This window comes from Novosphingobium sp. (assembly GCF_031424035.1).
Taxonomy (GTDB): Bacteria; Pseudomonadota; Alphaproteobacteria; order Sphingomonadales; family Sphingomonadaceae; genus Novosphingobium.
The window spans coordinates 96,963-110,267 of sequence record NZ_JANPGP010000035.1 but is presented as its reverse complement, the minus strand read 5'-3'; the positions used below and the strand labels follow the sequence as shown (position 1 = coordinate 110,267).

The 13,305-nt window shown below is 63.3% G+C and carries 12 protein-coding genes; 7 read left to right on the top strand and 5 right to left on the bottom strand.

Going from position 1 to position 13,305, the window contains the following annotated elements:
• Nucleotides 1–192: 192 nt before the first annotated feature.
• From RMO89_RS05455 to RMO89_RS05440, 4 genes are read right to left on the bottom strand one after another with little or no spacing between them, the layout of a single operon-like run.
• Entirely contained in the window at nt 193–1,047 is an 855-nt protein-coding gene (locus RMO89_RS05455) for a TraB/GumN family protein (protein ID WP_310531700.1), read from the bottom strand.
• 2 nt (nt 1,048–1,049) lie between these two features.
• Nucleotides 1,050–1,958, bottom strand: coding sequence for a TraB/GumN family protein (locus tag RMO89_RS05450; protein WP_310531699.1), 909 nt, complete (start codon nt 1,956–1,958; stop codon nt 1,050–1,052).
• A 45-nt stretch (nt 1,959–2,003) separates the two neighbouring features.
• Entirely contained in the window at nt 2,004–2,648 is a 645-nt protein-coding gene (locus tag RMO89_RS05445) for a hypothetical protein (protein WP_310531697.1), read from the bottom strand.
• Nucleotides 2,635–2,829, bottom strand: coding sequence for a helix-turn-helix transcriptional regulator (locus RMO89_RS05440; RefSeq protein WP_310531695.1), 195 nt, complete (start codon nt 2,827–2,829; stop codon nt 2,635–2,637). Before RMO89_RS05440 ends, RMO89_RS05445 begins: the two co-directional genes overlap by 14 nt.
• Before the next feature lie 130 nt (nt 2,830–2,959).
• Here RMO89_RS05440 and RMO89_RS05435 point away from each other — a divergent pair, with 130 nt between their 5' ends.
• From RMO89_RS05435 to ppdK, 3 genes are all read left to right on the top strand, one after another.
• A complete protein-coding gene (locus tag RMO89_RS05435; RefSeq protein WP_310531694.1) occupies nt 2,960–3,862 on the top strand; it encodes a glycine--tRNA ligase subunit alpha in 903 nt (300 codons plus the stop codon).
• A complete protein-coding gene (glyS, locus tag RMO89_RS05430; protein ID WP_310531693.1) occupies nt 3,859–5,859 on the top strand; it encodes a glycine--tRNA ligase subunit beta in 2,001 nt (666 codons plus the stop codon). The genes RMO89_RS05435 and glyS overlap by 4 nt, the downstream gene beginning before the upstream one ends.
• A 239-nt stretch (nt 5,860–6,098) precedes the next feature.
• Entirely contained in the window at nt 6,099–8,768 is a 2,670-nt protein-coding gene (ppdK, locus tag RMO89_RS05425; RefSeq protein WP_310531692.1) for a pyruvate, phosphate dikinase, read from the top strand.
• Here ppdK and RMO89_RS05420 read toward each other — a convergent pair.
• The gene (locus RMO89_RS05420) at nt 8,752–9,486 is read right to left on the bottom strand and encodes a methyltransferase domain-containing protein (RefSeq protein WP_310531691.1); all 735 of its coding nucleotides are present in this window, start codon (nt 9,484–9,486) and stop codon (nt 8,752–8,754) included. The two genes, ppdK and RMO89_RS05420, sit on opposite strands and share 17 nt — an antisense overlap.
• 52 nt (nt 9,487–9,538) lie before the next feature.
• Between RMO89_RS05420 and RMO89_RS05415 the strand changes: the two genes are divergently transcribed.
• Genes RMO89_RS05415 through RMO89_RS05400 form a run of 4 tightly spaced genes read left to right on the top strand, consistent with a single transcriptional unit; the run spans nt 9,539 to nt 13,305 of the window.
• Entirely contained in the window at nt 9,539–10,342 is an 804-nt protein-coding gene (locus RMO89_RS05415; RefSeq protein ID WP_310531690.1) for a ComF family protein, read from the top strand.
• A 57-nt stretch (nt 10,343–10,399) separates the two neighbouring features.
• Nucleotides 10,400–11,002, top strand: coding sequence for a phosphoribosyl-AMP cyclohydrolase (gene hisI, locus RMO89_RS20465; protein WP_409035516.1), 603 nt, complete (start codon nt 10,400–10,402; stop codon nt 11,000–11,002).
• Between the two features lie 36 nt (nt 11,003–11,038).
• Entirely contained in the window at nt 11,039–11,482 is a 444-nt protein-coding gene (locus RMO89_RS05405; protein ID WP_310531688.1) for a MerR family DNA-binding transcriptional regulator, read from the top strand.
• A gap of 20 nt (nt 11,483–11,502) precedes the next feature.
• Nucleotides 11,503–13,305 (top strand): acyl-CoA dehydrogenase C-terminal domain-containing protein, encoded by a 1,803-nt coding sequence (locus tag RMO89_RS05400; RefSeq protein WP_310531687.1) that lies wholly within the window; start codon nt 11,503–11,505, stop codon nt 13,303–13,305.

Genomic DNA, 13,305 nt, shown 5'->3' with positions numbered 1-13,305 from the left:
CCTGCCCGATCACGCGTCTCGGCCGGCAGGGTCAGAGTATCGCTCATATGACTAGCCTTTCGAAAAACGAAAAATTGTACAACTTCTCCGTCACGCCTCCAGGGATGACCATGACGGGAAGGGCGCGCCGTTAGCGGGGTTGCGTGGGAAATGCAAGGAATGACGGCAGCAGCAGTGCGGGGCCGGCGTGGGCTATTGAACCCGCTTCACCTTCCAGCCCCGCTTCTGCATCAGCGCGGGCAGGCCATCATCGGCGGCAAGGTGCGCCGCGCCCACGGCCACGAACGGGCGATGCCCCTTGCGCAGCATGTCCTCGATCTGGACGATCCAGGCGGAATTGCGGTTCGAATAGAGCGCCTGCCGCAGTTCAGGGTCGGCAAGGATGCCGGTGCGGGTTTCGCGGGCGATCAGCGCCATGTCGCCCTTGCGCCATGCCTCAGCGAGTTCCACTTCGCCAGCCTCGTCGCGGTCATCGCGAAGCGCGGCATTAAGCAGGTCGCGCTGTTCCTTTTCCGGCAGGGTATCGAAGATCGCCAGTTGCCGCCGCGTGCCTTCCAGTTCGCCGCGCGGCTTGCCGGGAACGGCCTTGACCAGCGCGAGGTCGATGCCGTGATCTGACTGCGCGGTCTTGTTAGCCAGTTGCGCCAGAGTGAGCGCCGCAGCCCATGTCTCGACATTGGCAAAGGTAGCGTCTTGCGCCTTGGTTTCGGTGTAGAGCTTTTGCAGCGCCGGGCGAACCGTTGGATCGACCCGTTCGCTCAGCGGCGGCAGCCCGGGGCTATTGGCCAGTTCGGTAAAGACCGCACCCATGCCGCCCGTGTCTTCAATATTGGCAATTTCCAGCACGATCATATCGGCGCTCGCCAGCGCCTGATCGATATCGCGCGATCGCCATTCCGCTGCGCGCGGCAGCATGTGGATCGTGCCGAACAGCCAGGCATGCTCGCCGCCCGGTCCGGTGACTTCCCACATCGCCGGCTTCGCCTCATCAAGGCGCGAGCAGGCAGCAAGAGCAACCAGGGTGAGGGCGGCAAGCAGCCTTCGCATTGTTACTGCACCCGTGTGAGCTTGTAGCCCTGCTTCTTCAGCATCGACTGCACGCTGTCCTTGCCGGCAAGGTGGCCGGCACCGACGGCGATGAACACCGTGCCGGGCTGGTCGAGCCGCTGCTTGATCCAGCCGGTCCAGTCACGATTGCGGTTGGTCAGCAGCGCCTTCATCAGCGCCGGATCGGTCTGATCGGCATTCATCATCTGGCCCAGCTTCTCATGGTTGCCGACCGCCCAGTAGCGGACCATGGAATCGATCTGGCCCTTAAGCTTGGGCATGCCCTTTATGACTTCACGAAGGTAGGAAACCTGCGACTTCTGCGGCAGGGCATCGAAAATGCCGAGCTGGAATTCAGCCGTTTCCAGACCGATCTGCGGACGCTTAGCCGCCTTGTTACGCGCCTGCAGCGCCGCTTCGACGCCGCTTTCCGGAGAATAGCCTTCCTTAAGCAGGGGCAGAGTGGACAGCGTGACTGCAACGAACCACGGCTCAAGCGGATCGAGCGCGCCGGCCGGAATGCCGTTATCGGCGAGCGCCTTGTTGACCAGCGCATAATCCTTGGCCGGCAGGATTGTCTTCAGCGACTGACCCTTGGGCAGCACTGCCAATTTGCCGACCAGCGCCTGCATCGATGCTGGCTGAACTTCGGGAATTTCGGTGACCAGCATGTCCGAGCGGTCAAGCGCCGTGGCGACCGGGCCTTCGAGCCAGGTTATGCCCTTGGGCAGAACGTGGATCGTGCCGAACAGGTAAATCGTCGTGTCAGGATCCGACAGCTTCCACAGAGCCGGCTTGGCCGCGGACGGCATTGCGGCGGCGGGCTTGGCCGTTTTGGCGAACACAGGTGCGCCGGCGAATGTGATGGCAAGCGCGGCGGCGCAAGCGAAGGATTTCGAGATGAATTTCATGGGGGACTCCTTAAGGCGAAACAGCTTTGAGAAAAGGGGATAAATTCAGCGGAAGCGATGCCATATCCAGCCAATCGACCAGACGATGATCACCGCCCAGAAAATCGCGAGGCCATCGGGTTCGGGCAGTAGCCCGCCGCGCCAGGCGACCCACCAGCCGATCGAAGCGAAGAAATAGGTGTAGATGCCAAGGACTGCGCCAAAATTGTAGGCGGCCTGCTCGTGCTCGTCGGCAGTCTTGTGCCAGCGGTAATAGAGCCAGGCGAGCAGCGGCAGCGAAGCAAGCATGACTGCCGCAACTGCCGGGCTGATCGGCGCGTTATAGGACAGAATGTTCAGCCCGGCCTCACTGCCGGCGGGCGCGCCCAGCTGCATCAATCCGCCCAGCACCGCGCCAAGCAGGCAGGTGCCCAGCACGACCAACTGGTACTCGCGCATCTTTGGTGATTTAGAGAGCGCGAACTTCGTTACGCCCCGGCGGACCATCCAGGTGCCACCCAGCAGCAATCCAGCAGCCACCAAGTAAACCACAAGAGACTTCCAGCCGAACGAGCCGCCCTCAAGCGCCGCCTTGGTATATCCGGCCATTACACCCAGCGCGAATACGGCGATCAGCACCCCGCCGATCACCAGCGCCGCGCGCTTGAGCGGCGACATTCCCTCGCTGCGGATATCATCAGTGTTGGTCATCGAAGATCTCCTCGATCGAAAGTTCAAACAGCCGCGCAATACGGAAAGCGAGCGGAAGCGAGGGATCGTGCTTGCCCGTCTCGATCGCGTTCACCGCCTGGCGGGACACGTCGAGGTGTTCGGCAAGATCCGCCTGACTCCAGTTGCGCATCGCGCGCAGCACCTTGAGCTTGTTGTTCATGTCATTAAGACCTGTCCTTATGTCAGGTGTACATGACTATATGTCGCGATTCGCTGACAGTGTCAAGACAACCTGACACATCACCATCCGAAGGTTGATTTGCGCCCCTCCATCGGCCAAAGGGCCGCGCATGGCCGAGGTTTCTGCACCGCTTTCCTTCCAGGACATGATCCTGCGTCTCCATTCGTTCTGGAGCGCGCAGGGCTGCCTGATCCTGCAACCTTATGACATGCGCATGGGGGCAGGGACGTTCCATCCCGCGACCACGCTGCGCGCACTTGGGCCGGAGCCGTGGAAGGCCGCCTATGTGCAGCCGAGCCGCCGCCCGACCGATGGCCGCTATGGCGAGAACCCGAACCGGCTGCAGCACTATTACCAGTATCAGGTGATCCTGAAGCCGAACCCGGAAAACCTGCAGGAGCTGTACCTGCAGAGCCTCGCCGAGATTGGCGTCGATCCGTTGGCGCACGACATCCGCTTTGTCGAGGATGACTGGGAAAGCCCGACGCTCGGTGCCTGGGGCCTTGGCTGGGAAGTCTGGTGCGACGGCATGGAAGTCACCCAGTTCACCTATTTCCAGCAGGTCGGCGGGTTCGATTGCAAGCCGGTGGCGGGCGAGCTGACTTACGGGCTCGAACGCCTCGCGATGTACATCCAGGGCGTCGACAACGTCTATGACCTGCGCTTCAACAATGAGGGCGTGAGCTACGGCGACGTCTTCCTCGCAAACGAGCAGCAGCTTTCGAAATACAACTTCGAGATTGCCGACACCGAGGCCCTGTTCAAGGGCTTCCAGCACGCCGAGGCCGAGTGCAAGCGCTGCATCGAGGCGGAAATCCCACTCGCCGCCTATGATCAGGCCATCGAGGCGAGCCACCTGTTCAACCTGCTGCAGGCGCGCGGCGTGATCTCGGTGCAGGAACGCGCCAGCTACATCGGCCGCGTGCGCGATCTCGCCAAGGGATCGTGCCAGGCATGGATCGAAAAGAACCGCGCCCAGTGGGAAGCGAAGTATCCAGGGTGGACCGTATGAGCGATTTCCTCCTCGAATTGCGCTCGGAAGAGATTCCCGCCCGCATGCAGGCCGGCGCGCGCGCTGACCTCGAAAAGCTGTTCCGCAAGGAAATGAGCGCCGCCGGTGTTGCCGTGGGCGAAGTCACCGTCTGGTCGACCCCGCGCCGCCTTGCCCTGATCGCCCGCAACCTGCCGGAGGCGACAGCCGCCGTTTCGGAAGAAGTGAAGGGCCCGCGTGTTGGCGCCCCGCCGCAGGCGCTCGAAGGCTTCCTGCGCAAGACCGGGCTGACCGAAGACCAGTTGACTGAGCGTGACGGCGTGCTCTTTGCCATCAGCGAAAAACCGGGTCGGGCTACCAGCGAAGTGCTGGCTGAGGCCATCCCCGCGATCGTCCGCGCTTTCCCATGGCCCAAGTCGCAGCGCTGGGGCGCCGCCTCGATCAGCACCGAATCCATGCGCTGGGTCCGCCCGCTTTCGGGCATCGTCGCGATCTTTGGCGAAGCGCTTGTCGCCTGCGAAGTCGGCGGCATCGCCTCGGGCTATGCCACCCGGGGCCACCGCTTCCACTGCCCGGGCAAAATCACCATCGGCAGCGTTTCCGACTATCAGGAAAAACTCCGCGCCTGCCACGTCATCGTCGATCACGCCGACCGGCAGGACCTGATCCGTTCGCGCGCCAAGGCGGCTGCAGAAGCTGCCGGGCTAACCCTCGTCGAGGATGAGGGACTGGTGATCGAGAACGCCGGCCTCACCGAATGGCCGGTGCCGTTGCTCGGCCGCTTTGACGAGGAATACCTCGAAGTTCCGCCCGAAGTGATCCAGCTGACCGCGCGCACCAACCAGAAGTATTTCGTCTGCGAAAGCGATGGAAAGCTCGCCAACGCCTTCGTCTGCACGGCCAATATCGAGGCGACGGACGGCGGCGCGGGTATCGTGGCGGGCAACCGCAAGGTGCTGGCGGCACGGCTCAGCGATGCGCGTTTCTTCTGGCAGCAGGACCGCAAGACTAAGCTGGCGGAGCAGGCAAAGAAGCTCTCGCGGATTACCTTCCACGAGAAGCTGGGCGCCGTTGCCGACAAGGTCGAGCGCGTTGCCAAGCTAGCCGAATGGCTGGCGAGTGAAGGTATTGTTCCGAACTGTGATCCCGCCCTCGCGCGGCAGGCGGCGGAGCTTTGCAAGGCCGACCTCGTCACTGAAATGGTCGGTGAGTTTCCCGAATTGCAGGGCCTGATGGGCGGCTACTACGCCCGCGCCGAAGGCCTGCCTGACGCCGTGGCCGATGCCATTGCCGGTCACTACAAGCCGGTCGGGCAGGGCGATGACGTGCCGACCGCGCCGGTAACCGTGGCCGTGGCGCTGGCGGATAAGCTGGATACGATTCGTAGCTTCTTTGGCATTGACGAAAGGCCGACGGGATCGAAAGACCCCTTTGCGCTTCGTCGCGCAGCTCTAGGCATCATTCAGATCATCACGACAAATGGACTGAGGTTCGGAGTGGCTGAAGGTGAAGTCCTCGCCTTCTTCGCTGACCGCCTGAAGGTCCAGCAGAAGGAAGCCGGCGTCCGCCACGACCTGATCGACGCTGTGTTCGCGCTCGGCGGCGAGGACGATCTCGTCCGCCTGCTCGCCCGTGTCCATGCACTTCAGGCCTTTGTCGGCACCGAGGACGGCACCAACCTCCTCTCCGGCTACAAGCGCGCGGCGAATATCCTCAAAAAGGAAGGCGTCGAAGCGGCGTCGGACATTTCGCTGTCCTACACGCCCGAAACGGCGGAAAAGACCCTGATCGACGCGCTTGACGCTGCCGGGCCGAAAGCGTCGGCAGCGGTCGCGGCAGAGGACTTTGCGGGGGCCATGGCGGCGCTCGCAAGCCTGCGCGGGCCGATCGATGCGTTTTTTGACCAGGTGACCGTCAACGATGCCGACCCCGCCAAGCGCGCCTATCGCCTCTCGCTGCTCGCGCAGCTGCGCGATGCCGTGCACGGCGTGGCTGATTTCTCGCGCATCGAAGGGTAGCGCCGACGGAACAGGTGTCACCCTGTCATTCAGGGAACAAAGCATTGATTTTGTGTGTTATTTATGGGTAACAGGCAGGGTGACACCCTGTCACCCTGCGCGGGCAAGGCTATTGCGCCCCGCGCAAAGCAGGCATTTCATGCTGCATCGCAAAATTTCCCTGACTTACCGACGGGCAGAGGTTAGGCCCGCGATCACACCGGCACACGATTCGTCGGTTCAGGAAATGGCGGTTTTCCATGACTTCTAGCGTCTATCCCTTCGGTGGTACGGTCCGCAGCGATGATCCGCGCAGCCGCGACAAGACGATTGTCGGCGGCAAGGGCGCGAACCTGGCGGAAATGGCGGGCATCGGCCTGCCGGTGCCTCCGGGTTTCACGATCACGACCGAGGAATGCGTCCGCTACCTCGCTCTGGGCGCGGATTTCTCGCCCGAACTGAAGGGTGAAGTCGCAGAAGCGCTCCGTCATATCGAGGCGACCGCCGGCAAGAAATTCGGCGATGCCGCCGATCCGCTGCTCGTCTCCGTCCGCTCGGGCGCCCGGGTTTCTATGCCCGGCATGATGGACACCGTGCTTAACCTCGGCCTCAATGACGAAACCGTTCAGGGCCTCGCCAGCGCCTCGGGCGATGCGCGTTTCGCCTGGGACAGCTATCGCCGCTTCATCCAGATGTATTCCGACGTAGTGCTCGGCCTCGACCACCACCTGTTCGAGGACGTGCTTGAGATCGCCAAGGAAGACAACGGCTTCTACGCCGATGTTGAGATGCAGGCCGAGAACTGGCAAGACATTGTCAGCGAATACAAATCCATCGTCCGCAGCGAACTGGGCCGCGATTTCCCGCAGGACCCGCACGAACAGCTGTGGGGCGCGATCCGCGCCGTGTTCGATTCATGGGATTCGGACCGCGCCAAGGTCTATCGCCGGCTGAACGACATTCCCGGTGACTGGGGAACGGCGGTCAACGTGCAAGCCATGGTTTTCGGCAATATGGGCGATACCTCGGCCACCGGCGTCGCTTTCACCCGCGATCCCGCGACCGGCGAGCGCGCCTATTACGGCGAATGGCTAGTCAATGCCCAGGGCGAGGACGTTGTCGCCGGGATCCGCACGCCGCAGTACCTGACGCTCGCTGCGCGAGAGAAGGCCGGGGCCAAGCCGCTGTCGATGGAAGAGGCGATGCCGGCTGCTTACGGAGAGCTGGCCGCCGTGTTCGACCTGCTCGAAAACCACTACCGCGACATGCAGGACATCGAGTTCACCGTTGAGCGCGGCCACTTGTGGATGCTCCAGACCCGGTCGGGCAAGCGCACGGCCAAAGCCGCACTGCGCATGGCGGTGGAGATGGTCGAAGAAGGCTTGATCGACGAGAAGACGGCGATCTGCCGCATCGATCCGATGGCGCTCGACCAGTTGCTGCACCCGACGCTTGATCCCGATGCGCCGCGAGACGTGCTGGGTTCTGGCCTTCCGGCCAGCCCCGGCGCGGCTTCGGGCGCAATCGTGCTCGATGCCGATACGGCGGAAAAGCGCGCCGAACGCGGCGATGCGGTGATCCTTGTCCGCGTCGAGACCAGCCCTGAGGATATTCACGGGATGCACGCGGCGCGCGGCATCCTCACTGCGCGCGGCGGCATGACCAGCCACGCCGCCGTGGTGGCGCGCGGCATGGGCCGCCCCTGCGTTTCGGGCGCCAGCTGCGTCTCGATCGACATGGCGAACCGGACGCTAAAGATCGGCGGACGCGACCTTGCCGAGGGTGACGTCATCACGCTCGACGGCTCTACCGGACAGATCATGGCGGGCAAGGTGCCGACCATCGAACCCGAACTCGTCGGCCACTTCGGCGTGCTGATGGAATGGGCCGACCGGCATCGCCGTATGAAAGTTCGGACCAATGCCGAGACGCCCGACGATTGCCGCACCGCGCGGGGCTTTGGCGCAGAAGGCGTCGGCCTGTGCCGCACCGAGCACATGTTCTTCGAGGAAAGCCGCATTTCCGCCGTGCGCCAGATGATCCTCGCCGAAGACGAGGCTGGCCGCCGCGCCGCGCTGACCAAGCTGCTGCCCGAACAGCGCGCCGACTTCCACTCGATCTTCGAGGTCATGGCCGGCCTGCCGGTCACCGTGCGCCTGCTCGACCCGCCGCTGCACGAATTCCTGCCCCACGCCGACGCCGAGTTCGAGGAACTGTCCGAGGCCATTGGCATCGGCGTTCCCACGCTGAAGCGCCGCGCCGGGGAGCTGCACGAGTTCAACCCGATGCTCGGCCATCGGGGCTGCCGTCTGGGCATTACCTTCCCCGAGATCTACGAAATGCAGGTACGCGCGCTGTTTGAGGCGGCCTGCGATGTCGCGGAAACCGGCGATGCTCCGGTGCCCGAAGTGATGATCCCGCTGGTCGCCACGCGCAAGGAACTCGAGATCCTGAAGGCGCTGGTCGATCGCACTGCAACGATGGTCTTCGAGGAGAAGGGCCGCACGATCTCCTATCATGTCGGCACGATGATCGAACTGCCCCGCGCCGCGCTGATGGCGGGTGAAATTGCCGAAGTCGGAGAATTCTTCTCGTTCGGCACCAACGATCTGACGCAGACGACGCTGGGCCTCAGCCGCGACGATTCGGCGAAATTCCTGTCGGCCTATGTCGAACAGGGCATCTTCGCCCGCGATCCGTTCGTCAGTCTGGATATCGAAGGCGTTGGCCAGCTGGTCGGCCTTGCCGCCGAGCGCGGACGGGCGACGCGTCCTGACATCAAGCTCGGCATCTGCGGCGAGCATGGCGGCGATCCGGCGAGCATCGCGTTCTGCGAAGAGCAGGGCCTGGATTACGTCTCGGCCTCGCCGTACCGCGTGCCGATTGCCCGGCTGGCGGCGGCTCAGGCGGCGATTACCGCCAACCGCTGAGGGTCAGGATTTCGAAGGTCTCGGTAACGCGTCCTTCGTTGTCCGCCAGTGCGGCGAAGGCTTCGCGGGCCCGGTTAAGGGCGGCGCGGTTCAGCTGTGGGCCACGGTCGGCGAGAACATTGCCGAGGCCTTGGGCACGGAGGTCTGCGACAAGGCTTTCAAGCTGGCCGTAGCGGACTTTCAAGCTGCGGCTGTCGACCACCGGGCTGGCATAGCCGGCGCGCTGCAGGAGTTGACCACCGGCCCGGACATCGACCTGCGGGTGGAGCCGGGGGGCAGGGCGGTCACTATCGGCGGCAAGCATGACCTCGCGCAGCACGGGCAGCGACCCGGCGCCGAGGAGGGTGACGAATGCCAGCCCGCCCGGAGCCAGCGCTCGGCGCGCATGGATCAGCGCGCCGGGCAAGTCGTTGGCGGTGTCGATCATGAACGACAGGACGATGAGGTCGTAGCCCTCGACCGGCCAGGGTTGTTCCAGGTCGAAGGGGGCGACGGCGGAGGCCGCGGGCAAGGTCCGGGCCAGCACTCCGGCGCGGTCGCCGATCACCAGTGATCGCTGCGGGGCGTGGCGCAGGAAGGACAAACGGTCCGCCAGATCGTCTGCGACATCCTCGACGAGGAAACGCGCGGCAACCGGCAGCGACTGCATCCGGTCCGCCCGCAGCTGCGCCATCGCACGACGGTTCGGGGAAAAGATCGCGGGTGGAACGCGGGACATGCGCGGCTCCTGCCTTGCGTCCGGAGGAAGCGCAAGCGATAGTCGGCCGGTCATGCAGGTGCCCGCCGCCATCGCTCCGATCGTCAACCTGGTGTTCCCGCCTCGCTGCCCGCTGTGCGGCGAGGGACTTTCCGAGCAGCAGGGCCTGTGCACTGCATGCTGGAGCGAACTGGCGATACCGGGTGCGCCGTGTTGCAGCCTGTGCCAGCGCCCGTTCCCGGATGGCATGCCCGACGGAGCCGTCTGCGCACCATGCCTTGCTGATTCGCCGAAGCATGACGGGATTGCGGCAGGCACGTTATACAACGAAGCGTCCCGCCGGCTTGTTCTCGCCTTCAAGCACGGTCACCGGATCGCGCTTGCGCCGCTGCTCGCCCGGCTGATGATCGCGCGGCTGGGGGATATCGGGCCGGACTGGATCGTGGTTCCGGTCCCACTGCATCGTTGGCGACTTTGGCGGCGCGGGTTCAATCAGGCGGCATTATTGGCCCACGAAATTGCCCGGGCAAGAGGGGCAACACTGCTGGTCGATGCGCTTGAACGCCATCGCCAGACGCCCAGTCTTGGCGGGCTTGGCCGCAGGGGCCGCGCAAGGGCGCTGAGCGGTGCGATCAGGATCAATGTCCGTCGTGCCGCCAAAGTGAATGGGGCAAAGATCCTGCTCGTTGATGACGTGCTGACCAGCGGCGCGACCAGCTCTGCCTGCGTATCGGTTTTGCGCCGCGCCGGTGCCGAAAAAGTACGGATCGCCTGCTTCGCCCGGGTGCTTGACGAAGCGCTTCCGCACGCCAACGATACCGCGCAAACGAAAACGCCCGGAACCGAAGCTCCGAGCGTTCTCGTGACGAAACTCTAAAGCGCCGGTTTCCCGGTAACGACAAGCGCCCCCACGCTCGCCTCGCCCTAAACCCTCATGCGGTCCGACCTGCCTGATTTTCGGCGGTCGATACCTTTCCCTGTACCTTGGCGTCTTGGAGACGCCGCCAGTCCCGGCGGGGCAGCCTCCCAGCTGCGCAGCCTGTTTCTTCGACAACGCGTCGAAAGGAAAGGGACAAGCGATGGCGCGATGGATTTTGCCTCGAAGTTGTGGTTATCGTGCAACAAGCATCGCGCGCTGACACTGAATTTCGATAGAAAGTTCCCAATGAACGATCCTGTGACTGAAGACCGCGAACAGGGCCAAACCTTCATGCCAAAGTTCGACGCCGCGGGGCTGCTTACGGCTGTAGCGATCGATGCAACGGATGGGTCGGTGCTCATGCTTGCCCACATGGACGCCGAGGCGCTCGCCAAGACGCAGGAGACAGGCTTTGCACATTTTCATTCCCGGTCGCGCGGGCGGCTGTGGATGAAGGGCGAAAGCTCAGGCCATGTCCTCAAGGTCGAGGATATCCTTGTCGACTGCGACCAGGATGCAATCGTCCTGCGATGCTTCCCCGCGGGCCCTGCATGCCACACGCTCGCGCCGAGTTGCTTCTATCGGCGACTGGAGGGCGACAAGCTCATCCGCATCTAGTTGACGCTTACGTAAAGGGAAGATACAAGGCGAGGCATGGCCAGTCTCGCAACACTTCCGCACGCCGGTGCCCACCTCGATCGCCCTGATGCACTCGACCGTGAGCAATTCACCATTTCCGACCTGACTGCTGAATTTGGCGTCACCGCCCGCGCACTTCGTTTCTACGAGGATGAAGGCCTGATTTCGCCGAGTCGGCAGGGACTTTCCCGCATCTACTCGAAACGTGACCGCGCCCGGCTCGCTTGGATTTTGCGCGCGAAGAACGTGGGATTCAGCCTGACCGAAGTGCGCGAGATGATCGATCTTTACGATCTTGGTGACGGCCGTGTTGAACAGCGCCGTGTTACGACCGAAAAATGCCGCGCCCGCATCGAGCTGATGGAGCGACAGCGCGCCGATCTCGATGCCGCGATTGCCGAACTTTCCGCCTTTGTCGAACAGATCGAATCGCTCGAACTTCCCCTCAAGAAAAACTGATAAGAGAGAGGTCCACCCCCATGCCCATCTTCAAGGCTCCGACGCGCGATTCGCGTTTCATTATCAACGAGGTCCTGAAACTCGAAAGCTATGGCAACCTGCCGGGCTTCGAGAATGCGACCGCCGATGTGGTCGACACCGTCGTCGAGGAACTCGGCAAATTTGTCAGTGAAGTCGTCGCGCCAATCAATCTTTCCGGTGATCAGGAAGGCTGCAAGCGGCACCCCGATGGCACGGTGACCACTCCGGCGGGCTTCAAGGAAGCCTATGCGGCTTTTGTCGATTCGGGCTGGGGCACTTTGGCGCAGCCGGAAGACCTTGGCGGGCAGGGGATGCCCCACGTGCTGGGGATGCTGCTTGAGGAATACCTCGTCTCAGCCAACCAGTCGTTCGCCATGTATTCAGGCTTGACGAGCGGCGCGGTCGCTGCGGTGAAGGCAAAGGGCTCGCCCGAACTGCAGCAGACTTATCTGCCCAAGATGATTTCCGGCCAGTGGTCGGGCACCATGAACCTGACCGAGCCGCACTGCGGCACCGATCTCGGCATGATCCGTACCAAGGCAGTGCCGCAGGCGGATGGCTCCTATGCGATCACCGGCACCAAGATCTTCATCTCGGCCGGCGAGCATGACCTGACCGAGAACATCATCCACCTCGTCCTCGCCAAGACGCCTGACGCGCCCGATTCGGTGAAGGGCATATCGCTGTTCATCGTGCCGAAGTTCCTGCTCGATGCCGACGGCAACCCAGGGGCACGCAATCCCGTCTCCTGCGGTTCGATCGAGCACAAGATGGGCATCCACGGCAATGCGACCTGCGTTCTGAACTACGACGGCGCGAAGGGCTGGATGGTCGGCGAACAGAACAAGGGCCTCGCCGCCATGTTCATCATGATGAACGCGGCGCGTATCGGCGTCGGCATTCAGGGCCTGGGCCAGGCGGAAGCCGCGTATCAGAACGCGGTCGCCTATGCCGGTGATCGCCGTCAGGGCCGGGCGCTGACCGGCCCCGTCGATCCCGAGCAGAAGGCCGACCTGTTGTTTGTTCATCCCGACGTGCGCCGCATGTTGATGGATGCCAAGGCTTTCACCGAAGCCATGCGCATGCTGGCCATGTGGGGTGGCCTCCTCGTAGATCTCGCGCATAAATCCGCCAGCGAGCAGGAACGCGCCGATGCCGATGCGCTGATCACCCTGCTGACCCCGGTGATCAAGGGCTACGGCACAGACAAGGGCTTCGACGTTGCAGTGAACATGCAGCAGATCTTTGGTGGCCACGGCTATATCGAGGAACACGGCATGAGCCAGTTCGTACGCGATGCCCGTATCGCCATGATCTATGAAGGCGCGAACGGCGTGCAGGCAATGGACCTTGTCGGCCGCAAATTGGCGATGAATGGCGGCAAGGCGGTTCAGGCCTTCTTCGCCATGGTCGATGCAGAATGCGCCGAAGCCAAGGGCGACCAACGCCTCGCCGATCTGGCTGGCCGCGTCGAGAAGGCCAATGGCGAGCTCAAGGCCGCGACCATGTGGCTGATGCAGAACGCCATGACCAACCCGAACAACGCCGGCGCAGGCGCGCATCATTACATGCACATCATGGGCATCGTGACGCTGGGCCTGATGTGGCTGCGAATGGGCAAGGTGGCATCGGCAGCGCTGGCTTCCGGCAGCGGCGACACGGCGTTCTATGAAACCAAGCTTGTCACCGCCAAGTACTATGGCGAGCGCTACACGCCGGATGCCGGAGCCCTGCGCCGCAAGATGGAAGCGGGCAGCGAAACGATGATGACCCTGCCGCTGGAAGCCTTCGCCACGGCCTGA

Coding starts and splice junctions, on each gene's coding strand:
- hisI (WP_409035516.1), top strand. CDS start 10,400: ATGCGGTCCGACCTGCCTGATTTTCGGCGGTCGATACCTTTCCCTGTA.
- RMO89_RS05420 (WP_310531691.1), bottom strand. CDS start 9,486: ATGTCCCGCGTTCCACCCGCGATCTTTTCCCCGAACCGTCGTGCGATG.
- glyS (WP_310531693.1), top strand. CDS start 3,859: ATGAGCGATTTCCTCCTCGAATTGCGCTCGGAAGAGATTCCCGCCCGC.
- RMO89_RS05435 (WP_310531694.1), top strand. CDS start 2,960: ATGGCCGAGGTTTCTGCACCGCTTTCCTTCCAGGACATGATCCTGCGT.
- RMO89_RS05455 (WP_310531700.1), bottom strand. CDS start 1,047: ATGCGAAGGCTGCTTGCCGCCCTCACCCTGGTTGCTCTTGCTGCCTGC.
- RMO89_RS05405 (WP_310531688.1), top strand. CDS start 11,039: ATGGCCAGTCTCGCAACACTTCCGCACGCCGGTGCCCACCTCGATCGC.
- ppdK (WP_310531692.1), top strand. CDS start 6,099: ATGACTTCTAGCGTCTATCCCTTCGGTGGTACGGTCCGCAGCGATGAT.
- RMO89_RS05440 (WP_310531695.1), bottom strand. CDS start 2,829: ATGAACAACAAGCTCAAGGTGCTGCGCGCGATGCGCAACTGGAGTCAG.
- RMO89_RS05445 (WP_310531697.1), bottom strand. CDS start 2,648: ATGACCAACACTGATGATATCCGCAGCGAGGGAATGTCGCCGCTCAAG.
- RMO89_RS05415 (WP_310531690.1), top strand. CDS start 9,539: ATGCAGGTGCCCGCCGCCATCGCTCCGATCGTCAACCTGGTGTTCCCG.
- RMO89_RS05450 (WP_310531699.1), bottom strand. CDS start 1,958: ATGAAATTCATCTCGAAATCCTTCGCTTGCGCCGCCGCGCTTGCCATC.
- RMO89_RS05400 (WP_310531687.1), top strand. CDS start 11,503: ATGCCCATCTTCAAGGCTCCGACGCGCGATTCGCGTTTCATTATCAAC.